The sequence below is a fragment of the Phocaeicola sp. GP0067 genome, from assembly GCF_031119655.1.
In the GTDB taxonomy this organism is placed as follows: Bacteria; Bacteroidota; Bacteroidia; order Bacteroidales; family Bacteroidaceae; genus Phocaeicola; species Phocaeicola vulgatus.
The window spans coordinates 160,315-184,783 of the sequence record NZ_JAVHZY010000001.1; the positions used below are offsets into that span (position 1 = coordinate 160,315).

The 24,469-nt window shown below is 38.5% G+C and carries 17 protein-coding genes; 9 read left to right on the plus strand and 8 right to left on the minus strand.

Annotated features, from left to right (window positions below; translation table 11 throughout):
* Positions 1 to 25 precede the first annotated feature (25 nt).
* Together RE317_RS00615 and RE317_RS00620 are read right to left on the minus strand one after the other, a co-directional pair.
* Positions 26 to 2,464, minus strand: coding sequence for a sugar-binding domain-containing protein (locus RE317_RS00615; protein ID WP_008666493.1), 2,439 nt, complete (start codon positions 2,462 to 2,464; stop codon positions 26 to 28).
* Positions 2,465 to 2,603: 139 nt separating this feature from the next.
* Positions 2,604 to 6,587 carry a hybrid sensor histidine kinase/response regulator transcription factor gene (locus RE317_RS00620; RefSeq protein WP_008666494.1) on the minus strand — a complete coding sequence of 1,328 codons (3,984 nt, stop codon included), beginning with the start codon at positions 6,585 to 6,587 and terminating at the stop codon, positions 2,604 to 2,606.
* Between the two features lie 373 nt (positions 6,588 to 6,960).
* Between RE317_RS00620 and leuS the strand changes: the two genes are divergently transcribed.
* Both leuS and RE317_RS00630 read left to right on the plus strand, forming a co-directional pair.
* Positions 6,961 to 9,795, plus strand: coding sequence for a leucine--tRNA ligase (leuS, locus tag RE317_RS00625; RefSeq protein ID WP_005849960.1), 2,835 nt, complete (start codon positions 6,961 to 6,963; stop codon positions 9,793 to 9,795).
* An 81-nt stretch (positions 9,796 to 9,876) separates the two neighbouring features.
* Positions 9,877 to 10,773 (plus strand): YitT family protein, encoded by an 897-nt coding sequence (locus RE317_RS00630; protein WP_005849962.1) that lies wholly within the window; start codon positions 9,877 to 9,879, stop codon positions 10,771 to 10,773.
* A 98-nt stretch (positions 10,774 to 10,871) separates the two neighbouring features.
* Here RE317_RS00630 and RE317_RS00635 read toward each other — a convergent pair whose 3' ends face one another.
* Entirely contained in the window at positions 10,872 to 11,399 is a 528-nt protein-coding gene (locus RE317_RS00635) for a GNAT family N-acetyltransferase (RefSeq protein WP_005849964.1), read from the minus strand.
* Between the two features lie 159 nt (positions 11,400 to 11,558).
* On the opposite strand from RE317_RS00635, the gene RE317_RS00640 reads away from it, so the two are divergent.
* Complete coding sequence (locus RE317_RS00640; protein WP_005844057.1) at positions 11,559 to 12,140, plus strand: non-canonical purine NTP diphosphatase; 582 nt, start codon at positions 11,559 to 11,561, stop codon at positions 12,138 to 12,140.
* A gap of 254 nt (positions 12,141 to 12,394) precedes the next feature.
* On the opposite strand, the gene nadA is transcribed toward RE317_RS00640, so the two are convergent.
* Both nadA and RE317_RS00650 read right to left on the minus strand, forming a co-directional pair.
* Positions 12,395 to 13,387, minus strand: coding sequence for a quinolinate synthase NadA (gene nadA, locus RE317_RS00645; protein WP_005849968.1), 993 nt, complete (start codon positions 13,385 to 13,387; stop codon positions 12,395 to 12,397).
* 102 nt (positions 13,388 to 13,489) lie between these two features.
* On the minus strand, positions 13,490 to 15,808 hold the full coding sequence (locus RE317_RS00650) for an outer membrane beta-barrel protein (RefSeq protein WP_008666502.1): 2,319 nt from the start codon (positions 15,806 to 15,808) through the stop codon (positions 13,490 to 13,492).
* 721 nt (positions 15,809 to 16,529) lie between these two features.
* Between RE317_RS00650 and RE317_RS00655 the strand changes: the two genes are divergently transcribed.
* On the plus strand, positions 16,530 to 17,066 hold the full coding sequence (locus RE317_RS00655) for an RNA methyltransferase (protein WP_008666503.1): 537 nt from the start codon (positions 16,530 to 16,532) through the stop codon (positions 17,064 to 17,066).
* Between the two features lie 30 nt (positions 17,067 to 17,096).
* Here the strand turns inward: RE317_RS00655 and RE317_RS00660 are convergent, their stop codons facing one another.
* Complete coding sequence (locus RE317_RS00660) at positions 17,097 to 17,603, minus strand: DUF4294 domain-containing protein (RefSeq protein ID WP_007847909.1); 507 nt, start codon at positions 17,601 to 17,603, stop codon at positions 17,097 to 17,099.
* Positions 17,604 to 17,765: 162 nt separating this feature from the next.
* Between RE317_RS00660 and RE317_RS00665 the strand changes: the two genes are divergently transcribed.
* The 4 genes from RE317_RS00665 to RE317_RS00680 all read left to right on the plus strand — a co-directional run bounded on the left by RE317_RS00665 (position 17,766) and on the right by RE317_RS00680 (position 21,381).
* Positions 17,766 to 19,838 (plus strand): helix-hairpin-helix domain-containing protein, encoded by a 2,073-nt coding sequence (locus tag RE317_RS00665; protein WP_008666504.1) that lies wholly within the window; start codon positions 17,766 to 17,768, stop codon positions 19,836 to 19,838.
* A gap of 45 nt (positions 19,839 to 19,883) precedes the next feature.
* The gene (locus RE317_RS00670) at positions 19,884 to 20,660 is read left to right on the plus strand and encodes a radical SAM protein (RefSeq protein WP_008666505.1); all 777 of its coding nucleotides are present in this window, start codon (positions 19,884 to 19,886) and stop codon (positions 20,658 to 20,660) included.
* Positions 20,661 to 20,850: 190 nt separating this feature from the next.
* Complete coding sequence (locus RE317_RS00675; protein WP_255323867.1) at positions 20,851 to 20,982, plus strand: hypothetical protein; 132 nt, start codon at positions 20,851 to 20,853, stop codon at positions 20,980 to 20,982.
* A 201-nt stretch (positions 20,983 to 21,183) separates the two neighbouring features.
* Complete coding sequence (locus tag RE317_RS00680) at positions 21,184 to 21,381, plus strand: S41 family peptidase (protein ID WP_133300692.1); 198 nt, start codon at positions 21,184 to 21,186, stop codon at positions 21,379 to 21,381.
* 189 nt (positions 21,382 to 21,570) lie between these two features.
* On the opposite strand, the gene RE317_RS00685 is transcribed toward RE317_RS00680, so the two are convergent.
* Positions 21,571 to 23,253: a SulP family inorganic anion transporter gene (locus tag RE317_RS00685; RefSeq protein WP_005849978.1), complete on the minus strand. Its 1,683-nt coding sequence runs from the start codon at positions 23,251 to 23,253 to the stop codon at positions 21,571 to 21,573.
* A 98-nt stretch (positions 23,254 to 23,351) separates the two neighbouring features.
* On the minus strand, positions 23,352 to 23,621 hold the full coding sequence (locus RE317_RS00690) for a DUF4884 domain-containing protein (protein ID WP_005849984.1): 270 nt from the start codon (positions 23,619 to 23,621) through the stop codon (positions 23,352 to 23,354).
* 180 nt (positions 23,622 to 23,801) lie between these two features.
* On the opposite strand from RE317_RS00690, the gene rbr reads away from it, so the two are divergent.
* Positions 23,802 to 24,380 (plus strand): rubrerythrin, encoded by a 579-nt coding sequence (rbr, locus tag RE317_RS00695; RefSeq protein ID WP_005844074.1) that lies wholly within the window; start codon positions 23,802 to 23,804, stop codon positions 24,378 to 24,380.
* Positions 24,381 to 24,469 lie beyond the last annotated feature (89 nt).

The following is a 24,469-nucleotide window of genomic DNA, read 5'->3' on the forward strand; positions in this document are numbered from 1 at the left end:
ATTTAGAATTAAACAAAAGTTATTATTATTTACTTGTACGAATGGATACAGTAGCCGGAACCAATCCGGGAGAAGCCACTTTCAACATTATCTTACCTTCTTTCCGTGTACTTTTTACTACCACTATAGCACGCCCTTTCCATGCTTTCCGCTGATAACCGATATAGCTATCCGTGTCTTTTAAATCAGCATTTCCCACAGCCACTATAGTACCTGCCCCTTTCACTTCAAAAGTTAATTGATTATCAGCATTCGGCTCCAGAATGCCTTCCTTATCTAATATTTCTACTGTGATAAAACTCAAATCCTGACCATTTGCCTTTATTTTTGTACGATCGGCCGTTAATTGAATTTTCACAGGTTTTCCGGCAGTCTGTAAGATCGTTTTCTCTATTTCTATCTCGGATTCCACACCTACCGCCTTCAATATTCCTGGCTCGTATGAAATAGGAAAGACTGCTTTGAATTGCTGTTCCTGTCCTGTAAATTGCTCGCCTATCAGCTTATCATTCAAATACAGACGTACTTTGGGATATCGGGAATAAATCTCTACCTCTATTTCTTTTCCTTCATGTCCCGGCCAATTCCAGCTTTCCCAAGTAGGCCAGACAGACCATAAGGTTTCCTTCACCTTACCATAATAATTATCCGGCTCTTTTACAGCCAAATAAAGTTTCTTATCAGGATTATACAACAAGTCACGATAATGTGATATAGGCTTTCTCCAACCTGTTAAATCAATATCTCCACAATAGGCCCCATGCCAAGGATAATGGTTACGTTGATAGTGTTCACCTTCCGATTCACCTGCATAATAAAATCGCCCGATACCCGATTCACCTAAATAATCAATAGCTGTCCAAACAAAATCACCAATAATATAATCATGATCATTAACCAATGACCAATTGGCAAAAACGTCTCGTGGGTAAGATTCAGTTTGCATAATAACACGGGAAGGTACACGCTGATGATCAACCGACGCTCGATGCAGCAAATAATTATATCCCACTATTTCATGCACGGCAGCCAATGGATCATATATTTCCCAGTCATTATCCCAAGCAGCTAAAGCAGAAGTTACCGGACGACTGGGATCAAACTTATGTACATAGTCGGCCAACTTTCGAGCTGTAGTGACCACTTCCAATTTTTTACGCTCAATTACTTCATTACCAATACTCCAACAAAAAATAGAAGGATGATTGCGGTCACGAAGTACCATGGATTCGATATCCCGTTGCCACCATTGATCAAAAAGAATAGAATAGTCATATTGATTCTTACTGTCACGCCAACCGTCAAAGGTTTCATCTATAACCAATAATCCGAGACGATCACAGGCATGGAGGAACTCTTCTGAAGGAATATTATGCGAAGTACGTACCGCATTAAATCCCGCAGCCTTCATTAATTCTACTTTCCGTTCTTCAGCACGATCATAAGCCGCTGCCCCCAGACAACCGTTGTCATGATGTAAACATCCACCATTTAAAATAATTCTCTTGCCATTCAAGAATAATCCTTGTTCAGCCGAATAAGTAACCGTCCGAATACCAAAAGATTCCGTTATACTATCTATTACATCACCCGCTTCAGTCACTAGAAAGTGTGCATTATATAAATGAGGGGACTCAGGACTCCACAAAGCAGGATACAATACAGAAATTTTTTGTGTTATTTCCTTTATTCCATTGGCAGGCAAATCCACTTTTATTTCTCCTTTTCCAGCTTCATCATTTCCTTTAGTCAACTTTGTTGTCAAGGTAATCTGTCTGTTAGAAGAAGTTTCATTTCTCAAAATAGTTTTTATTTGTACAACAGCTCTCTCCTCACTCACCTCAGGAGTAGTTATAGCTATCCCCCAATGCTCTATATGAATAGGATTCATCACTGTCAGCCACACATGCCGGTAAATGCCTGTACCAGTATACCAGCGACAATTTTTCTGCTGCGAATTATCTACCCGTACAGCAATAATATTCTTATCATCATAACGCAGATAAGGAGTCAGATCATAGTAAAAAGATGAATATCCATAAGGACGAATTCCTATAGATTTTCCATTAACAAAGACTTCTGAATTCATATAAACTCCTTCAAAGTAAATACCCACTTTCTTGCCTCTATACTTAGAAGATATTTCAAATGACTTACGATACCATCCTGTTCCTGCCGGAAAATAACCTCCATCATTCCCCATTGGATTTTCCGGATCAAGAGTTCCTTCTATACTCCAATCATGAGGTAAATCAAGTATCCTCCAATCAGCGTCATCGTATGTATTCAATGAAGCGTCAGGATAATCTCCCAACTTGAATTTCCAATCATAATCAAAAAGTTGCTTTCGATATTCACTTTCCGGATACGCATCTGCTCCGAAACAAACTCCCCATAACAGGAAAAGTGCGGTTAGTAATTTGATACTATCCCAACAGACTAATGGTAACTTCTTTTTCTTCATGCTTTATAATTTAAGAATCATGAAACAAAAGAAGCCATATCCTAAAAACAACAGGGTATCGAAACACTTTACAAAAGGTATAAAATCCTTTCATGAAACGTTTCAATACCCTAATGACAGAAATTTATCCCTTCTTTTACTAGACCTTGATATGTGACTGTTGGTATTCAGTAGGAGTCATACCAAACTCCTCTTTAAAACATTTCGTAAAATACTTAGGATTACTGAATCCTACAGCGTATGCCACTTCAGATATGGTCTGAGTACGTGCAAGCAACATCATGCAGGCACGCTTCATCTTTATATTGCGTACAAAGTCCAAAGGCGTCAACCCAGTCATAGCCTTTATTTTACGATATAAAGTAGATTTGGACATGTTCATTTCTACAGAAAGTCTTTCCAAATCAAATTCAGACTCTTCCAGATGTTGTTCTATGCTTGCAATAATAGACTGCAGAAACAACTTGTTAGCAGACGGATAAGCTAAAGTTTCCAAATTGACGTCTTCTTCTTTACGAAAAGCCGCCTGACGCATCTTAAACGATCTGATAAGATTATCCACACGGGCAAAAAGTACTTTCATTTCAAATGGCTTTGCAATATAACCATCCGCTCCGGCATCATAACTGGCTATCCGGTCATCAATACCGTTCTTCGCCGTAAGTATGATCACTGGAATATGATTAAAACGCAAATCCGACTTGATGCGGGTGCAAAGCTCCCAACCATTGATATCAGGCAACATCACATCGCAAATAATCATATCCACTTCATGATTGCTTAGTTTATCCCAAGCTTGCTGTCCGTCTGCCGCAGTCCATACACTATACTTTTCCTTAAACATCTCTTTCATTATATAGAGTAATTCTGCATTATCATCTATCAACAGAAGGGTAGATTTATCCGTAGCTCCATCGGATGAAACGTCATCTTCTGCTACAATTGCACATTCGGTGATATCCATTGTCACACCTTCCATCTCATCCACTATTTCATCATGCTTATACCCCATTCTGTCAATGGGAAGTTCTACCGTAAAACAGGTACCTTTACCTAATTCACTGTCTACTGTAATAGTTCCATGATGAAGATTCACCAACTCTTTCGTCAAAGAAAGCCCGATACCATTCGATTCTATTCCCACCCGTTTCTTACTACTATAAAAACGAGTAAAAATATAATTGATTTCTTTAGGTGAGATACCTATTCCCTCATCCTTTATTTTGATAACCAAGACCTTATTTCCTTCCTTATTTATAAGATATACGTTTACTTTGATACATTTATATTCGGGAGTGTATTTTATGGCATTCGATAACAGGTTATATATTATTTTGTCTAATTTATCAAAATCCAGATAACCTTTAATTTCCAATGGTTCTACGTCAATCTCTAAAATTATGCCTTTCTTTTGAGCAAGAGGAAGAAAATTCGTCTTGCAAATATTCTGTATAAACTCACTGATATTTCCTTCGGACACATTCAGATTCATTTTTCCCACATCCATCTTTCTAAAGTCCAAAATCTGCTGTATTAACCGTTTCAGTTTGTCGGCATTGGATTTCAGTATTACAGACTGTTGTCGGATAGCAGGAACTTTTTGTTCCAAATGGTCAGTAATACAAGAAATGACTGTCAGCGGAGTTAGTAATTCATGAGAGATATTTGTAAAATAGTTCAATTTTGTCCGTGCCAGCTCTTCTTTTAGTTTCACTTCATTTTTGATTTTAATACGCTGCGCATAAGTATGAAAAGACAGATAGACAGCAAGTACAATCAAAACAAGGTAAACCATATATGCCAACCAAGTTTCATAAAAAGCCGGAGCCTGAACAATAACCAATACAACTTTGCCTTCCGTCCATTTTCCTTGTCCATATTTCCATTTTAACCAGAATGAATAAGTACCTTTCTTTAACTGATTATAAAAAGCAGAATTCTTATCATAGGGCAGATATACCCAATCCTTATCTACTCCATCCAATTTATAAGCCATCTCTACCTTGGAATTCAATGAATAGATAAGCGATGAAAAAAATATTTCTATATTTCTGGAATTGGGGGCCAAAGAAATCCGGTTGATGGTATGAAGTGATTCATCTTCAGCAAAGAATATACTTTTATTTTCAATTTTTACATCCGTAACGACAGAAGAAAACTGTATCTTATCCGCCAATGAGACACTACCAGACTGAATATGTATAAAACCACGATGCCCACCTACATACAGCCCTCCTTGCCTGTCCCTGCTTATCGCTCTGTATCTGAATACATCAACCCATATGTTCCCATCCGAAGTGGCATAATTCATACATACCTTCTGATAAATATTATATTGAAGCACCTTTTTGTTAGTTATAATCCACACATTGTTTTCATCAGCAAGTAATCCCAACACAGAGCAATCATCTATCTGATTATCCAAAGCCATATTTTCAAATGCCTCTTTATTCGTATCCGATTTGAATATTCTTCCTAAAGAAGAAACCAACCATAAGCAACCCTCCCTATCTATACAGGCATGATTTACATTTTCCTGTCCTGAAAGGACTGGAATACAAGCTTTTAATTCATAAGATATATTCCTATCAATACAGCTTAACCTGTACACCTTTTTATCAGTAGACACTCCCCATATGTTACCTTCCCTATCACTTGTCAAGGAAGACATCTCTGGAAAATCAGAACTTGCTACAAGTAAAATAGAATTATCAGGACGCTTTACATAAAGCCCCGACTGGCTAAAAATCCATAAACTACCTTTATTATCCTCAATCAAGTCCCTGATATTTCCCGGATTATAGATTTGTTTTTCCAAATCAATATCCTCTTCCAACTGTATCTTCATACCCTGATGAGTCATTCTCATTACCCGTGCACCATATCTGGGACTGATCCATACTCCTTCCTTAAGCTTGGATTTCACAATAATGCTTACTTCGCCCGGATTTGACAAATTATTACCACTATTATCTGCAAATAGATCTTGTGACAAATCATACAGGCAAAGCCCGTATCTATCCTGATTGACCCACATTACATCATTTTTATCCAAGCAAAGATTCAAGATATTTGCATCCCAACCCATGTGTTTTTTAAGTTGCGGCAAAGGATAATTATCAATCTTCGAATTATCAAAGAAAATAGTATATGCCATATCATAAGACCCCAGCCACAGATTCCCTTCTCTGTCTTTCATGATTTTAGTGTACATCATGTGTGTATCTACCAAATCATGTATATCCACAGATACCAATGTACCCTCTTCGGTATATTGCAAGGCGTAAAGTTCATTATAAGACAATAGCCACAAGTAGCCGAATGTATTATCTTGCGTCATACTATAAAAGATCGGTTCCGTTTCCCCACTTCTGGAATTGATAATATGATGCCTTTTATAACATTCCTCTCCTTCTTTTTGTGGAAAAAACTGCCATAATCCTTCACCCCACGTACCAATCCAATAATTGCCCGATTGATCTTGACACATAGTATAAGGTGCATTATTCTTGCCTAATGGAGGATAAGTAATAAAGGAATCTGACTTATCATCATACTTGAACAAGCCTCCTCCCGTAAGTACCCACATATTTCCCTCTCTATCCTGATAAACAAAATTGATAGTATGCTTATTCTGTTGCGAGCCAAAAATATCATATTCCCTCGCAATAGAAGCCGTAGAATTACATCTATATATTGTATTACCAGCTCCTATCCAAATATTGTCTTCCTTATCTGCTGCCATATAATTAATCCCCTTATCCAGCAGTCTTGTATCCGGAAAAGGAATTATTTTACAAGTTTGTTTATCATAAAGATTTAATCCTTTCCATGTACCGATCCATACATAGCGAGAATTATCCACTATATTTGAAATTGAATTATTTGTAAGCAAATTCAGATTTTTATAATCAGACCGAAAAGGTTGTAAGCGGAAACCATCATACCTTGCCAGCCCGTTAGTGGTTCCTATCCATAAATATCCTTCTCTATCCTGATAGATATCAAAAATCTCATTAGAAGAAAGTTGATAAAAAAAAGGAAGCTGTTTGGAGATCATATGTTGTGCACAAACAGAGTAATTACCAAAAAATAAAAAGAGAAAGAGGAAAAAGTACTTCATAGTTATCAGATATATTGATGAAACAAAGTTATGGAAATTAATTGTTTTGTAGATGATTTTGGCAAAGAATTCGTATTGAAACAGGAAAAATAATACATCTACACCTTAAACATCTAAATAATATACTTGTAAGTTCTATAATCTTATCCTCGGAAGATTATAAATCTTACAACTGCTATTTGTCTAAATAAATACAATAAATTTTGGAGGGTATATATTTAATTATATCACTCCAAAAAATGTAAATAGAAACAATATATATATACATAACAAGAAGTTTTTTTTATTTCCTGTTCTTTCCATATATCTCCCCGACTTTCATTATCTTTGCAACCACTTAATAACAAAGATATTAAATAACAAAAAATAGATCATGGAATACAATTTCAGAGAGATTGAAAAGAAATGGCAGCAAAGATGGGCAGAGAACCATACCTATCAAGTGACTGAAGACGAAAGCAAAAAGAAATTCTACGTATTGAATATGTTCCCTTATCCGTCGGGAGCCGGATTGCACGTAGGACATCCGTTGGGATACATAGCCAGTGATATTTACGCCCGTTACAAACGCTTGCAAGGTTTCAACGTGCTGAACCCGATGGGATATGACGCATATGGACTTCCTGCAGAACAATACGCTATACAAACTGGACAACACCCTGCCATCACCACTGTGAACAATATCAACCGCTATCGTGAACAGTTGGACAAAATCGGCTTCTCTTTTGATTGGAACCGTGAAGTACGTACTTGTGAACCAGGATATTACCATTGGACTCAGTGGGCTTTCCAACAAATGTTCAACAGCTATTATTGTAACGATACACAGCAGGCACGCCCCATCAGCGAACTAACGGAAGCATTTGCCCGATACGGCAACGAAGGACTGAATGCGGCTTGCAGCGAAGAACTCAGCTTTACAGCCGAAGAATGGAATGCCAAAAGCGAAAAAGAACAACAGGAAATCCTGATGAACTACCGCATTGCCTATTTGGGAGAAACCATGGTGAACTGGTGCCCGCAACTAGGAACTGTTCTTGCCAATGACGAAGTGGTGGATGGAGTTTCGGAACGCGGCGGTTTCCCCGTCGTTCAGAAAAAAATGCGCCAATGGTGTTTACGCGTATCGGCTTACGCACAACGGCTGCTGGACGGACTGGACACTGTGGACTGGACTGATTCACTGAAAGAAACACAGCGTAACTGGATTGGACGCTCGGAAGGTACGGAAGTACAATTCAAAGTGAAAGACAGTGATATTGAATTCACTATCTTTACTACCCGTGCAGATACCATGTTCGGTGTAACCTTCATGGTACTGGCGCCCGAAAGCGAACTGGTTCCCCAACTTACTACTGAAGCACAGAAAGCCGAAGTGGAAGCCTATCTGGACCGCACCAAGAAACGTACGGAACGTGAACGTATCGCCGACCGCCGCGTAACCGGTGTATTCAGTGGCTCATACGCCATCAATCCGTTTACCGGCGAGGCTGTTCCCGTATGGATCAGTGATTACGTATTGGCAGGTTATGGAACAGGCGCCATCATGGCGGTTCCTGCTCACGACAGCCGTGACTACGCTTTTGCAAAACATTTCAATCTGCCTATCGTTCCGTTGGTAGAAGGTTGTGATGTAAGTGAAGAAAGTTTCGATGCCAAAGAAGGTATTGTTTGCAACTCACCCCGCAAGGATGTCACTCCTTATTGTGACCTTTCTTTAAACGGACTGACCATCAAAGAAGCTATCGCAGCTACCAAAGAATATGTGAAAGCCCATAATTTGGGACGCGTGAAAGTGAATTATCGTCTTCGTGACGCCATCTTCTCACGCCAGCGCTATTGGGGTGAACCGTTCCCTGTATATTACAAAAACGGTATGCCTTATATGATTGACTCATCTAAATTGCCGCTTGAACTTCCCGAAGTAGCTAAGTTCCTGCCAACCGAAACAGGCGAACCTCCATTGGGACATGCCACCAAGTGGGCTTGGGATGTAGAAAAAGGTGAAGTCGTGGAAAACAACTTGATTGACAACGTCACTATATTCCCGCTTGAACTGAATACCATGCCGGGCTTCGCAGGTTCATCCGCATACTATCTGCGCTATATGGACCCACACAACGCACAAGCACTAGTATCAGAAAAGGCAGATCATTACTGGCAAAATGTAGATCTCTATGTAGGCGGCACCGAACATGCTACGGGTCACTTGATTTATTCTCGTTTCTGGAACAAGTTCCTGCATGATCTGGGCGTAAGTATCAAGGAAGAACCATTCCAAAAATTAGTAAACCAAGGAATGATTCAGGGACGAAGCAATTTTGTATATCGCATCAAAGACACCAACACCTTTGTGTCATTGAACCTGAAAGACCAGTACGAAACCACTCCGCTGCATGTGGATGTGAATATTGTATCCAACGATATTCTGGATGTAGAAGCTTTCAAAGCATGGCGTCCTGAGTATAACGATGCTGAGTTTATCCTGGAAGATGGAAAATATATCTGCGGATGGGCGGTAGAGAAGATGAGTAAATCCATGTACAACGTAGTCAATCCGGATATGATTGTCGAGAAATACGGTGCCGACACGCTGCGTATGTACGAAATGTTCCTCGGTCCGGTAGAACAGTCCAAACCTTGGGATACCAATGGTATTGACGGTGTTCACCGTTTCTTGAAGAAACTGTGGAATCTGTTCTATAGCCGCACAGACGAATTCTTGCCTGTAGAGGGTGAACCGACTAAAGAAGAGTTGAAAGCAATTCATAAGCTGATTAAAAAGGTAACCGGAGATATTGAAACTTTCTCTTACAACACTTCTATCAGTGCATTCATGATTTGTGTAAACGAACTTACTTCATTGAAATGTCGCAATAAAGAGGTATTGAGCAATCTCATCATCCTGTTAGCTCCGTTCGCTCCACATTATGCAGAAGAACTTTGGGAAGCTTTGGGAAATACCACCAGCGTATGCGATGCACAATGGCCTGCATTCAATGAAGATTACCTGAAAGAAGACACTGTAAAATACACTATCTCTTTCAATGGCAAAGCACGTTTCACCATGGATTTCGCCGCTGATGCTGATAACAATACCATTCAGACAACAGTTATGGCAGATGAACAAGCCCAGAAATGGATTGAAGGCAAAACCCCGAAAAAGGTAATCATCGTTCCCAAAAAAATTGTAAACATCGTATTATAATCGATACTATCCTTGAGGTGTGTCAAAAGCAGTAACTTTTGACACACCTTTCTACTTACATTAAAAACAATCCTCATTACCATGGACCAAATATTAAAAATCAAACTAGGCAGAGAGGTAAAAGACTATTTATCCATTACCTTCGGACTGATTTGCTATGCACTGGGATGGGCGGCTTTCTTACTGCCTTATCAAATAACTACAGGCGGAGTAACCGGTATTTCAGCCATTATATATTATGTTACAGGCATTGAAATCCAGGTTTCTTATTTTATTATCAACGCTGTTTTCTTAGGTTTCGCATTAAAGATACTAGGACCTAAATTCAGCCTTAAAACCATTTATGCCATCTTTATGCTAACATTCCTATTATGGCTCTTTCAAGCATTATTGAAGAACCCGGATGGTACACTGCCGCAATTGTTAGGACCGGGACAAGAATTCATGGCTTGTGTAGTAGGTGCCGGCTTGCTGGGATTTGGTATCGGCATTGTTTTCTGCAATAATGGAAGTACCGGCGGAACGGATATCATTGCCTGGATTATCAATAAATATAAAGATGTAACCCTTGGCCGCATGATGATGTATTGTGATATTGTCATCATATCCTCCTGCTATTTCATATTCCATGACTGGAAACGGGTGTTATTTGGTTTCTGCGTATTGTTTATTATGAGCATTGTGATTGATTATGTTATAAACAGTTCACGCCAATCCGTACAGTTCCTTATTTTCTCGCGTAAACATGATGAAATAGCCGAAGGAATCACCAAACAAATAGATCGTGGAGTTACCTTATTGGATGGTACAGGATGGTATAGCAAACAAGGAATCAAGGTCGTAGTGGTACTGGCAAAGAAAAGCCAGTCACTGGATATATTCCGATTGGTGAAAGATATTGATCCCAATGCATTTATATCACAAAGTAATGTGGTAGGAGTGTATGGCGAAGGATTCGACAAACTAAAAATAAAGTAACTAAAAAATAATCTCTTCCATTGCTTCACTGTTTCTGCATTGAAAAACAGAACGATGAAGCAATGATAAGATTACTACATATCGGTTAATCTATTTTCTCAAATTTCTATTTTATACAATACATGTCTGCATAACCAATGCTCTTGTTCCACCAAAGGATGATCGAACTCTTTTTCAAAATGCATTCCTATTTTCTGCATGACCCGTTCAGAGCGTTTATTGGGTATGGCAGTGAACGAATATACCGTTTTAAAAGGTAAATTATCACTCGCATAATCCAGACAGGCAGAAGCGGCTTCTGTGGCATATCCCTTTCCCCATGCATCCCGGCACAACCGCCAGCCTATTTCCACTCCGGGAGTAAAATCCGACTCGAAAGCAATATTATGAAAACCCACATAGCCTAGAAAATTCTGAGTTTCTTTACATTCTACAGCATACAAACCATAACCATATTCTTCAAATTCTTTCCGGATACGACAATAAAAAGCCATCGTTTCTTCCTCTGTCAAAGTAGTGAGAAAGAATTCCATTACTTCTTTATCACTGTTCATACGGACAAACGGAAGAATATCTTCTTCCTTCCAGTCCCGTAACAACAAATGAGGAGTTTCTATATATACCATACTATCAAGTATCAAATGATACCAACAAAAATAATCAAAAATTGAAAATACACATAGCAAACAAATTACTATTTACCTTTTCACCTATATTATTCTGTCAGGAATTATCTTACTTTGGTTCATTCTCAGTATCTTTGCATTCAATTAATATGATATAAAATGAAAAAGAAATTAGTATTTGCTACAAACAATGCTCATAAACTGGATGAAATATCCTCCATTCTAGGAGAAAAAGTTGAATTATTGAGTTTGAAAGATATCCATTGCCATGTTGATATCCCCGAAACTGCTGATACGTTGGAAGGCAATGCGATGCTGAAAGCGGAGTATATTTATAAAAACTACGGTTTAGACTGTTTTGCCGACGATACAGGTCTGGAAGTGGAAGCTTTGAATGGTGCGCCGGGTGTTTATTCCGCCCGTTATGCCGGAGGCGAAGGACATAATGCGGAAGCCAATATGCAAAAATTATTGCAGAATATGCAAGGAGTGCAAAATAGAAAAGCACAATTCCGCACAGCTATCTGCCTGATTCTGGATGGAAAGAAGCATTTGTTCGAAGGAATTGTAAAAGGTGAGATTATCAAAGAAAAACGAGGTTCGTCAGGTTTCGGATACGACCCTATCTTTGTGCCCGAAGGATATACTAAAACTTTTGCCGAACTAGGCAATGAGACGAAAAACAAAATCAGTCACCGTGCACTGGCCGTAGAGAAACTTTGCCGGTTTCTGAAGGCGTAACTATATAAATTAGTTATATCATTTGTTTACCTCTATTGAGCCTCATAAAAACAAGTATTCTGTTTTCCTTTGAAAACAATTTTGACGGAATAATGATTTCCATGAGAACCATTATTCCGTCAAAACAAATCTTTAATGAAACAGAAATGTCACTCCTATTCCGATGATAAATCCTTTCCAGAAGAATTCCCCTTTACTTTTAAGAATAACAGAAACGTCTTTTATTAACCACATCTTGTTATCTTTTACAAAAGTCATAATCCCAGCTTCTCCGAAATTTCCAGCATCTTCTTGATAGGTTTCACTGCCTCCTCAGCTACCGCTTCATCCACTGTCACTTCCGGCCATTCATACTTTAACGTATTGTACAGCTTCTCCAGCGTATTCAGACGCATGAAATTACATTCATTGCAAGCGCAGGTACTGTCTTCGGGAGGAGCGGGAATAAAGTTCTTCTCAGGACATTTCTTACGCATCTCGTGCAAAATACCGCTTTCCGTAGCCACAATAAAGTCTTTTTTGTCACTGGCAATGGCATATTTCAACAATCCTGCCGTAGAAGCAACCTTGTCGGCCAGTTTGGAAACGGCTCCTTTACATTCGGGATGAACCAGAACAGCAGCGTCAGGATACTGTTTTTTCAACTCCAGTATTTTCTCCACAGAGAACTGTTCGTGCACATGGCAGGCACCATCCCAAAGCAACATATTGCGTCCTGTAATCGAATTGATATAATTACCCAAATTTCTATCCGGACCGAAAATAATCTTTTCATCTGCCGGAAAACTTTCTACGATCTGCTTGGCATTAGTAGAAGTGACCACCACATCGGTCACCGCTTTAACAGCCGCTGTAGTGTTAACATACGAAATCACTGTATAATCCGGATGCTCTTGGACAAATTTAGCAAACTCATCAGCAGGACAACTGTCGGCCAATGAACAGCCTGCATTCAAATCCGGTACCAGCACTTTTTTATCAGGACAAAGAATCTTAGCCGTTTCACCCATAAAGTGGACACCACACATCACAATGATATCCGCATCCGTTTTAGCCGCCCATTGTGCCAGCGCCAAGCTGTCACCTACAAAGTCGGCAATATCTTGTATTTCGCCCGACTGGTAATAGTGACCTAGGATAAGCGCATTCTTTTCCTTACGCAACTTATCAATTTCAGTTTTCAAATCCAGAGTTTTGTCTACCGGTTCGGTAACATACCCTTTTTTCAACCATTCCTCTTTATTCATTATATCTATATTTTTTCTCCTTCTTTCAAAAAAAGAAATATGGGTATTGATAATATGCAAAGTTAAAAACTTTATGGTTATGACCACCCAAAATAGTGATTTTTATTTCCCCGACTTCAATGTACCTGCATTGCTATCTTCGTTATTCACACGTTTCTGCATGGTTTCATACTTACGTCCAAAACTGATATTCCATGATACTTTTGCCACAAACAAGCGGCAGCTCTCTTTCACATACCACCAATTCTTAGAAGGAGCCACTTTACTGAACATTTCTCCTCCCATTCTGTAATTATCAACAAATGGATTCAAAGTCATCACCCCGATATTTAAACGCTTGTATCGATAGGACAATCCCAAGGTATGAAAACTCTCCCCGTATGACAATGTTTCCCCATAGAAATTATTCCGATGATTTTCCATTTGAAAGAATCCGGACCATCTTTTATAAGATGCCATCACTTCGGCCCTGTAATACCAATTGGTATATGTATGATGATAATCCAAACCACGACTATCATAATAATTTATACCGGTAGAAAAAGAAAAAGTCAAAATATCTTTCAGAGGACCGAGTTTCAATTCCAACTCAGGATTCAATTTCTGCCAACTTAACTGATTGACATTGGTACGGACAAAACTGTTATTCTTATCTCGTATGGTTTCTTCCATGATAGGCCTGTGCTGATACTGATACGACAAGTGAAAATTACCACTAAACAAACCTTTTCGGAAATCTGCCTCCAACTCATTTTTATATACTGTGAATATCTTTAATTCCGGATTTCCGCTTCTCACCTGCAAAGAGTCAATCAATTGTCTCACATTTCCCATATCGGACAAACCGGGAGATTTACGTGAAATCTGTCCCCGGTAACGGACAAAGACATTATCTGAAAATTGATACCCAAATCTCAAACGGGGCAATAACGAATACCTGTTATATCCTTCCTCTTTCTGTTTGAATCGTGAATAACTGCCTTGCAGTCCAAAAGAATAATTGAAACGATCCATTTTCCCACTGTATTCCACATAAGCTGTCGCATGGGTTTCATGCATCTTTGTTTCAGATGACTCGTTTCCACCATAGGTATTGTCCGCCAGACTTTGCTGATATTTCAGTCCTGCACTCAATCTGCTCTTCTTGGTTATTTTCCTTTCATAAATACCCTCTCCTATAAATGAGTATTTATTTCCCGATACAGTAGAATAAATATCAGTCAGCGGTTCATCACTCTTCTCCTCCGTATAACTCCTGTCACTTTGAGTGTCAATATAAGTAGTCACAGCATTGATAATCAATGACTGGTCATTGTTCAGTTTACATTGAAAATACAAGTCCACCGACGGACGGGAAGTCCGGCCCGTACTATGTTCTTTCATCATCAAAATTTCTTCAGGCTTCTCCAAAACATACAGACTGCTTTGGTTATTCTGCTTGTTCTTATTAAAAGCCCACCGTACAGTGGAATTAAAGAACCATTTCCCCTGATCCTGAAAACTATAATTCAATCCTATATTATGTCCATAAGTGGAAATTCTACTCGGAATGCCATCTTCCACCCGTGTAAAGGAAGAACCATCCTCATAGCGGAAAGTTTCCCAATTATTACGCCAATAATTATCTACCGAACGATAAACATTATTATAATTCAAACCGAATTCTGACTTTTTATGGTTTATCTTCACCATAAAATTATTGTTTCCAAAAAGTACGTGCGGAGAATCCTGCGCATCCAAAGCCACATAGCCACCGGTTTCATGCCGTCTTACAATGTAATCAATCACAGCAGCCGTATGATCCCCATATCGCAAACCGGGAGCATCATGATATTCTATACGAATCACATCTTCAGTACGAAGAACCAATATATCCTGTATCTCGGCATTTACTCCATTCATCCGTAACTGTACATCCCCTTCACCGGAGGATGTTACCTTGTTACGCATTTGATCCACTTGTATTCTGCTCAGCTTCATCTGCTGCAATAAAGACAGACCATTGCCGGCCGATTTTAACTGATGTGCTGTAGGAAGGATAATTTTCCTGTCGGCGGCATTTATCACACTGGCTCCCGTTACCACCACTTCCTTTAACAGGATCGATTCCGGAGATATCATGATAACGCCTAAATCCTTAGAAACAGCTAAATGATCCAATGATATAATCCGGGAGGTATATCCCATACCGGAAATACAAAGCAGATAACTTCCAGCTTGGATATTCTCCATCATGAACCTTCCTTTACTGTCGGTTACTCCTCCGGCTATAAATATAGAATCCTTTGTCTGCAATACGACATTCGCAAATTCCACCGCTTCATTTTCTGAAACAACTTTTCCTTTAACCTGTACATTTTGAGCAAAAAGTATGCAGCACATACACAAAAGTGATGTGGCAACCAATATTCTTTTTATCATATTCTTTATCTTAGTGCATTAGTTAATAAAAAGACCGCGATCTTCTACCTTTTATTTCTGTTACTTAGACGCAGGAAATTACTACAGGTTACATTTCAAGAAACACAATGAACAGTTACCAACAATTTCTTTGTATCTATTATATCTATATTTTTTCTCCTTCTTTCAAAAAAAGAAATATGGTATTAATAATAGGCTGTTTATATTGTTAGTAAAAAAGAGTTCTTTCTCTTGCCTGATAAGTTATTTATATATAATACCAAAATATGAATAAATAATCAACCGGCTTAAATACTGATAATACAGGTTTTACTTATTCTATTAACATATTGTTGATAAGAATATGAGTTAAAAACTTTATGGTTATGAACGCCTGAAATAGTGATTAAATTGTGTTGATATTGATTGTTTAAGTTATGTGATTAATTTTTGGATTGTTGATTTTAAGTGTACATTATACCATTATTTGAAATATGCAAGAAATACTTTTGAAATGATATCCTCATCCTTTTTACATGTTTTCAACCGTTATCAACAGGGGGATGTGAATTAGTTATTATCTTTTCTTGTATAAAGAAATCCATCTGTTTTACAATTGAGTTTAGGACTGAAGTAAAAATAAAAAGAGAGTAGGAGAGACTTCTTTTTCATTATATAGGCGTAAAGATCATAGATTTTTATGTAAGTTTGTAACCGTTAATAATAAAGTAGAAAATAGAGTATGAGGAAACTCAAAATAACAGAACTGAACCGGCTTACTGTAGACGAATTCAAGAAAGCCGATAAGTTGCCTTTAGCAGTGGTGCTGGATGAAGTACGCAGTTTACACAACATAGGGTCAGTGTTTCGCACATCGGATGCATTTTTGGTAGATTGCATTTATTTATGTGGTATTACAGCCACTCCTCCCCATCCCGAAATGCATAAAACAGCTTTAGGAGCTGAGTATTCGGTGGAGTGGAGATATAAAAAGAATACGCTTGATGCCGTTCAGGAACTTCATGATCAAGGGTTTACCGTATTGGCTATCGAACAGGTGGAAGGCAGTACTTTGCTGGATAAACTGGAACTGGATGCCGATAAAAAATATGCCATCGTAATGGGAAATGAAGTGAAAGGGGTACAGCAGGAAGTGGTCAATGCTTGCGACGGTTGTGTTGAGATTCCCCAATACGGCACAAAACATTCGTTGAATGTATCGGTTACCACAGGAATTATTTTATGGGAGTTTGCCAATAAATTAATGAAATTCAGATAATAAGAGTAAAATTCAAACAGTAGGAATCAGTTAGATTTGTCCGTTTTCAACTAACAATACCACCCGTTCGGTCAGTCGATCCTCTCCCTCCGGATGATATTCTTTCTTCAGGCTGGCACCAAAAAGTGCTGCAAAAGTTTGATAGAATCCGGCTTTAAAGGGTCCCATAAAAGCTTTTACCAATTCATAAGAGGAAGAATCCGTCTGACGGTTTACTAACTTTATCAACAGTTTACCCTGTGAAAAGGTTAATTTCTTCATAATCGGTGTATATTGCTCTTTTAGTCCCTTCTCTACGAGTTTCAGGTGCTTTTCCCTGGCTTTTTTGTCAGGCAGTGTTTCTATATATTCGTAAGTTTCTATCACAGCACGGTTAATTTCACGGGCTAATGGCAGGGTTTTCTTCACATTCCTTACCAGGCGGTAGTATTCCCGTCTTTCTTTTTCGTTTTTGAATTTTAATGGTCTGAAAATGTATACATTAGGTAACTGTACAGCTGGAATAGTATCTCCTTTGTATACACATACAGGTACCATGTATCCGTTTATAGTAGTCGTTTGTTGCTGGGAATAAGCAGCAGCGGCTATAAAGGAAAAAAACAATGCTATAAAGAGTTTCCTTTTCATCTTGGTGCAAAAGTAGCAAGAAATATGATTACTCTGTATAGTGGATAAAACTATTTAACTTAAAACACGCCAATGAATTACAAAATGAACAGGTTGTTAAGAGTAATGTTAATTATCTGTATTACAATACTTTTATCGGTGCATAACCTGTGTGCGCAGGAAGTATGGGAAGAACTGGCAGAGCAATTGATGGATGAAGATGAAAACAGTTCGTTTCAATGGGATACTCACTTTGAGGAGCTTTCCGAATTACGTGAAAATCCCATCAATATCAATACAGCAACTAAAGAGCAACTGGAACGTTTTCCATTTCTCTCTGACCAACTGGTAGAGAATATATTGTATTATCTGTACAAATATGGTCCTATGCTTACCCGCAATGAGTTATGGATGATTGAAGATATTGACAGGCAGACTATTCACTATTTACTACCCTTTATTTACTTTGAAACTCCTGAAAAAGAGCAATATAAACCAAATATAAAGCGAATATTGAAATACGGTAAACAAGAGTTATCAACACGTGTCGATATTCCTTTTTATACGAAGGCCGGGTATCAACAGTACCCGGCAGAAACTTTAAAAAAGAATCCGAACAAACAGTATTTGGGATATGGATATTATCATAATCTGCGATATAGTTTTCATTATCGGGATCAGATTTATGCAGGAATTACTGCTGAAAAGGATGCAGGAGAACCTTTCTTTACCGGACAAAATAAAAAAGGTTATGATTTTTATTCACTATACTTGTTAATTCGTAATATAGGTCATATCAAGACTTTAGCTCTTGGTAATTACCGTGTCAGCTATGGTTATGGACTAGTTATCAACACTGATTTCGGGATGGGAAAAACAGCTACACTCTCTACTTTGGGAAATAAGAGCCGGGGCATACGCAAGCATTCTTCTACCGATGAATATAACTATTTTCAAGGAATGGCAGTCAGCTATAAGTTGGCGAAAAGATGGACATTGGATGGTTTCTATTCTTATCGGAAGATGGATGGTATTGTTGATAACCAGTTTATAAGATCGTTGAAAAAAGATGGATATCACCGGTTGTGTCGTGAGTTTGAGAAGAAAAATACATTAACTAATCAGTTGGTTGGCAGTAATTTAAATTATAATGGAAAGTACTGTGAGTTAGGATTAACAGCTGTTTATAATGTTTTCAACAAGCCGTTGAATCCTGAGAAGAAGTACTATAATATTTATTATCCCCGTGGAAAGGACTTTTATAATGTGGGAGGAGATTATAAATTCTTTTGGAAACGCTTCTCTTTATTGGGTGAAACGGCTATAGACAAATGTGGTACTTGGGCAACCATGAATATGTTACGTTATTCATCGAAAGGAGGAACACAGTTAATAGTTATGAACAGGTATTATGATGCCAAATATCAATCGGTTTATGCTCGTTCTATAGGAGAGGGAAGTACGGTACAAAATGAGAGTGGATTTTATATAGGATTGGAAACCAGTATTTTAAAGTATATCAAAATGACCTGTTATGGTGATTTTTTCTATTTCCCTTGGAAGAAATATTTAGTAAGCAAAGCAGGAACCAAAGGATTGGATGGATTACTCCAATTAAGTTATTCACCTACTTATGAACTGGAAATGTTTATAAGATATCGTTATAAAAAGAAGGAAAAGGACTTCACTGCTGCGGATAAAACCAAGCAAACTATTCCATCTATTCAGCAGAAATGCCGATACCAATTGAATTATAGCGTGAAAGATAAACTGACATTGAAAACCATAGCGGATTATGTACGCATCAACTTTCGTGGGCAATCTGCTTCCAATGGTTTTCTGGTTTCTCAAAGTGCTGCTTATACATTTCATTTGCTTCCTCTTCAGCTTGATTTGAGTGCCGCATGGTTTAATACGGATGACTATAATTCCCGTCTTACTATCTATGAAAAGAGTGTGCTCTATGCTTTTTCCATGCCTTCATTCTATTATAAAGGTATGCGTGTGGCAGTGAACGCCCGTTATGAATTGAATAAACACATTATCTTGCAGGCCAAGTACGGAACTACCCATTATTTCAATCGGGATAAGATAAGTTCCGCTTTGGAGGAAATTGACGGCAGTACAAAGAGTGACCTTTATTTGCAGTTGAGACTGAAATTTTGAAAAACATTCTGTATTTTTGTACTGTTATCAACTGAAAAAAGAACTATGTCAACAGTCATTTATCCTTCTCCCATCTTCGGTCCGGTACATAGTCGTCGTTTGGGAGTGTCTTTAGGAATCAATCTTCTTCCTGAAGATGGTAAATTTTGTACCTTCGATTGCATTTATTGCGAATGTGGTTTTAATGAAGATCATCGTCCCCAAAAGAAACTGCCTACTCGCGAGCAGGTTCGTGAGGCTTTGGAAGCCCGTTTGATTGATATGCAGCAAAATGGTCCTAAACCGGATGTGCTGACTTTTGCCGGTAATGGCGAACCGACGGCTCATCCTCACTTTGCAGGAATTATAGAGGATACTTTGGCATTGCGTGATATATATTTTCCTCAGGCAAAAGTGAGTGTATTGAGTAATTCTACTTTTATTCACAAACCGGAGGTATTTGATGCATTGAATAAGATAGATAATAATATATTGAAGCTGGATACTATTGATACGGATTATATTCGATTGACAGACCGCCCGACCGGGCACTATGATGTGCGGAAAATTATAAAAGGGATGAAAGCTTTCAAAGGTAATCTGATTATTCAGACCATGTTCATGAAAGGTAAATATCAAGGGCAGGATGTGGATAATACTTCAGATCGGTATGTGCTGCCCTGGCTGGAAACGGTGAAAGAGATTGCTCCCCGTCAGGTGATGATTTACACCATCGACCGTGAAACGCCCGATCATGATTTGGAAAAGGCTACTCATGAGGAATTGGACAGAATAGGAAAATTGATAAAGGATTCCGGCATTCCGGTATCGGTCTCGTATTGAGAAAAAAGTAAGTTGACTTCAAAGGGCAAGTAAGTTGACTTACTTTGCCGATGAAGTGAACTTACTTTGCTCATGAACATATCTTACTTTTTCAGGTCACTATTAAAACATATAATTTATTCCTGGATATTTTTCAAAGACTGGAGATACGTTGTTTCACATACTTGCAATTGAATGGATTTGAATAATAATGGAATATACTTCTATCCCTGATTATAATGATGGAAGCTTTAATCTTTATCAGAACGAACTGATGAACTTTTTCATCTTTCTGACCAAGGTACATCCAGCTTTTATTCTTGACAAGTCATTGAAAGCCTAATGCCGTCAGTTTGTCCTGTCCGCTTGCGATGAGCTTTGTGATATGAATAAATAACATCACTTTAGCCGATTTCCAGCTGAGAATTAATGAATTGTTAGTTCTTTTGCAGGATGCCCATACTTTTGTGAATATAGAACCGTTGTCGCTATATCCATTTTCTGTCCGCTATTTTAACGGGAATTTTTATTTATACTCCATTTTTTGGAACACATGATTCAGGATATGAATCAAAGGGGAGTTTCTTTGCTGGTTGTTGATATGCGGTATAATGGGGGAGGTAACAGCCTTTTAGGAAATATGCTGTTGGAGGCATTGAATATTCATTTATCTATTTCCATAAGCTATGGAAATACAACAAACACGAAGAAAGCACTTGGCTATATGGCAGGAAGGGCTTAGGGATGCGGATAAGGTCTTTTAATGATAAATCTGATTTCAAGATTTTAAAACACCAGTGAGGAGTATGGGGGCATTTTACACTTATTTACTGAAAAAAGGATATTGGCTTTCTATTCCTGTCCCTCATTAGCAGAATAGAATCAAAAAGGAGAGCATTTATTTTAGTCCATAATGCTCTCCTTTCTTATTTTATTTTTCTATAATAGCCTTTGCTTTCTCCAAAGCCACATTGATATTAGGACAGATATTTTCTTTTCCCAGCAGTTCATTAAATCCTGATTTTTCAAGAATTTGATGCACTTTTTCATTCACTCCCGAAAGCACAATCTGAATATTTTCTTTCTTAGACATTTCGCATAGATTAGTCAGGTTGTGAATACCGGTAGAATCAATGAATGGTACTTTACGCATACGTACGATCCGTACTTTGGGACGGTCGCCCAGTTCGGACATGATTTCCTCAAACTTGGTAGCGATACCAAAGAAGTAGGGACCGTTGATTTCATATACTTCCACACCTTTGGGAACCATGAGATGTTCTTCGTGCACTTCCAGATCGGATTCATTATTGGGGTCGATTTCATTTTTGATAACCGATATTTCTGTTGTTTCCATGACACGTTTCATGAACAATACACAGGCAATGAGCAAACCCACTTCAATAGCTACGGTCAAATCGAAGATAACAGTCAAGAAGAAAGTGATCAACAATACGGTGACGTCTGATTTCGGATTCTTCAGCAACGCTTTGAAAGTACGCCAGCCGCTCATGTTATAGGAAACAATCACCAATACACCTGCCAGACAGGCCATCGGGATATATTGTGCCAGAGGCATCAGGAACAAGAGAATCAGCAACAGAATGACTGCATGAATGATACCTGCAACAGGTGATTTTCCACCGTTGTTGATATTGGTCATGGTACGTGCGATGGCTCCTGTAGCAGGAATACCGCCAAACAGCGGAGCGATAATATTGGCTGCGCCCTGGGCTATCAGTTCCGTGTTTGAATCGTGGCGGTCACCAATGACACCATCGGCTACGGCAGCAGACAACAGAGATTCTATGGCTCCCAGTACAGCAATGGTGATGGCAACCGGAAATAAATTCTTGATAGCTTCCCAATTTAATTCGGGCACTACTGCATCCGGCAGCTGTGACTGAATGGTAAAACGGTCGCCAATGGTGTCGATACAAGTGATTCCGCCATATGTTTTCATCAGGTACACGGCAATGGTTACTACAATGATGGCAATCAGTGAACCTGGAATCTTTTTTGAGAACCGGGGAGTCAGTGCGATAATCAGGACGCTGACTATGCTGACAATGGCGTTCCACCAATTAACAGTATCAAAATGACGGAAATACATCATCCATTTACCTATGAAGTCTCCCGGTACTTTTTCTCCTCCGAAGTTCAGTCCGAAGATATCGGCAATCTGTGTCGTAAAGATGGTAACGGCAATACCACTGGTAAATCCTACAATAATGGGATAAGGAATGAATTTGATAACAGCTCCCAGCTTGAATACACCTAATAAAATAAGGAGTACTCCTGCCATAAGAGTTGCTACTGTTAATCCGCTGATGCCGTATTCTTGGATGATTCCATAGATAATTACGATAAATGCTCCGGTAGGTCCGCCTATCTGTACTTTGCTTCCTCCTAATAAAGAGATGATAAATCCTGCTACAATAGCAGTGATGATGCCTTTTTCTGGGGAAACTCCCGAAGCGATACCAAATGCGATAGCCAGTGGAAGTGCAACAATACCTACGATAATTCCGGCCATGAGGTCGGCCATGAAGCTCTCTTTTGAATAATTCTGTAGGGTAGTGAAGAGCTTCGGTTTGAATTCAAATGCTTTCATTTGTCAACTACTTTATGCTATGATTTTAAACGAGTTGCAAAAGTAGAGAAAATTAATGTATAAATTAAGGTATTATTCTATTTAAATTCGTATTTTTGTTATTCATAGGGTGTTTTGTTGATGGTAATGGTGCGTTGGGCGGTAGAATCATTTGTGATACTGGTTACATCTCCTCTCGTAGTGAAGTAAACGTAATTTCCTTTATCGTAAAAACGATATACCTTGCAACCGTCATGTTCAAACAGATAGCTGACAGTGTAAGTGGAGTTGTTTTCAGACTCTCCGATTTTTAACGGTATGGACGCACATGAATTAAATCCTATTATAGTAAGGAGGGGAAAAGTGAATAATTTGATGATGTTTTTCATAATGGAAAATGTTAATGTTGTTGTGAACACAAATATAGGTGTTCTTGTTTATTTTATATAAAGTGAACGTTTAATTAAATATAAAAACGTAATTGTAATGAATACAATTTTGAAATAAAATATATATCTTTGTGTCATCAACAGATGATCAAATAATACTAACTAATAAAACTAACAATTATGGCTAAAAGCGTAAAAGGTACACAGACAGAGAAAAACTTGCTGACTTCATTTGCAGGTGAATCACAGGCTAGAATGCGTTATACTTACTTTGCAAGTACAGCAAAGAAGGAAGGTTATGAACAAATAGCAGCTATTTTTACAGAAACAGCCGATCAGGAAAAAGAACATGCAAAACGTATGTTTAAATGGTTGGAAGGCGGTATGGTAGAAATTACTGCCAGCTATCCTGCAGGTATCATTGGTACCACTATGGAAAATTTGAAAGCTGCCGCTGCCGGTGAAAATGAAGAATGGACTACTGATTACCCTCACTTTGCTGATGTGGCCGATCAGGAAGGTTTTCCTGCTATCGCTACTATGTATCGCAGAATCGCTGAAGCTGAAAAGGGGCATGAGGAAAGATATCTGGCTTTATTGAAGAATGTGGAAGAAGGCACAGTATTCAAGAAAGCGGAAGAAACTGTATGGCAGTGCCGTAACTGCGGTTACATTTATGTAGGTACGGAAGCTCCTGAAGTATGTCCTGCATGTCTGCATCCGCAAGCTTATTTCGAAGTGAAGAAGAATAATTATTGATTGAAATAAAACCACTCGTTCATCATGGATCCGGTTTCTCTGAAAAGGGGAAACCGGATTTTTTATTTTTAGGAAATGATTTTTGATTG

Excerpts from the sequence above, each read along its gene's own strand:
- RE317_RS00615 (WP_008666493.1), bottom strand. The coding sequence starts at position 2,464 with ATGAAGAAAAAGAAGTTACCATTAGTCTGTTGGGATAGTATCAAATTA.
- RE317_RS00620 (WP_008666494.1), bottom strand. The coding sequence starts at position 6,587 with ATGAAGTACTTTTTCCTCTTTCTCTTTTTATTTTTTGGTAATTACTCT.
- leuS (WP_005849960.1), top strand. The coding sequence starts at position 6,961 with ATGGAATACAATTTCAGAGAGATTGAAAAGAAATGGCAGCAAAGATGG.
- RE317_RS00630 (WP_005849962.1), top strand. The coding sequence starts at position 9,877 with ATGGACCAAATATTAAAAATCAAACTAGGCAGAGAGGTAAAAGACTAT.
- RE317_RS00635 (WP_005849964.1), bottom strand. The coding sequence starts at position 11,399 with ATGGTATATATAGAAACTCCTCATTTGTTGTTACGGGACTGGAAGGAA.
- RE317_RS00640 (WP_005844057.1), top strand. The coding sequence starts at position 11,559 with ATGAAAAAGAAATTAGTATTTGCTACAAACAATGCTCATAAACTGGAT.
- nadA (WP_005849968.1), bottom strand. The coding sequence starts at position 13,387 with ATGAATAAAGAGGAATGGTTGAAAAAAGGGTATGTTACCGAACCGGTA.
- RE317_RS00650 (WP_008666502.1), bottom strand. The coding sequence starts at position 15,808 with ATGATAAAAAGAATATTGGTTGCCACATCACTTTTGTGTATGTGCTGC.
- RE317_RS00655 (WP_008666503.1), top strand. The coding sequence starts at position 16,530 with ATGAGGAAACTCAAAATAACAGAACTGAACCGGCTTACTGTAGACGAA.
- RE317_RS00660 (WP_007847909.1), bottom strand. The coding sequence starts at position 17,603 with ATGGTACCTGTATGTGTATACAAAGGAGATACTATTCCAGCTGTACAG.
- RE317_RS00665 (WP_008666504.1), top strand. The coding sequence starts at position 17,766 with ATGAATTACAAAATGAACAGGTTGTTAAGAGTAATGTTAATTATCTGT.
- RE317_RS00670 (WP_008666505.1), top strand. The coding sequence starts at position 19,884 with ATGTCAACAGTCATTTATCCTTCTCCCATCTTCGGTCCGGTACATAGT.
- RE317_RS00675 (WP_255323867.1), top strand. The coding sequence starts at position 20,851 with ATGGAATATACTTCTATCCCTGATTATAATGATGGAAGCTTTAATCTT.
- RE317_RS00685 (WP_005849978.1), bottom strand. The coding sequence starts at position 23,253 with ATGAAAGCATTTGAATTCAAACCGAAGCTCTTCACTACCCTACAGAAT.
- RE317_RS00690 (WP_005849984.1), bottom strand. The coding sequence starts at position 23,621 with ATGAAAAACATCATCAAATTATTCACTTTTCCCCTCCTTACTATAATA.
- rbr (WP_005844074.1), top strand. The coding sequence starts at position 23,802 with ATGGCTAAAAGCGTAAAAGGTACACAGACAGAGAAAAACTTGCTGACT.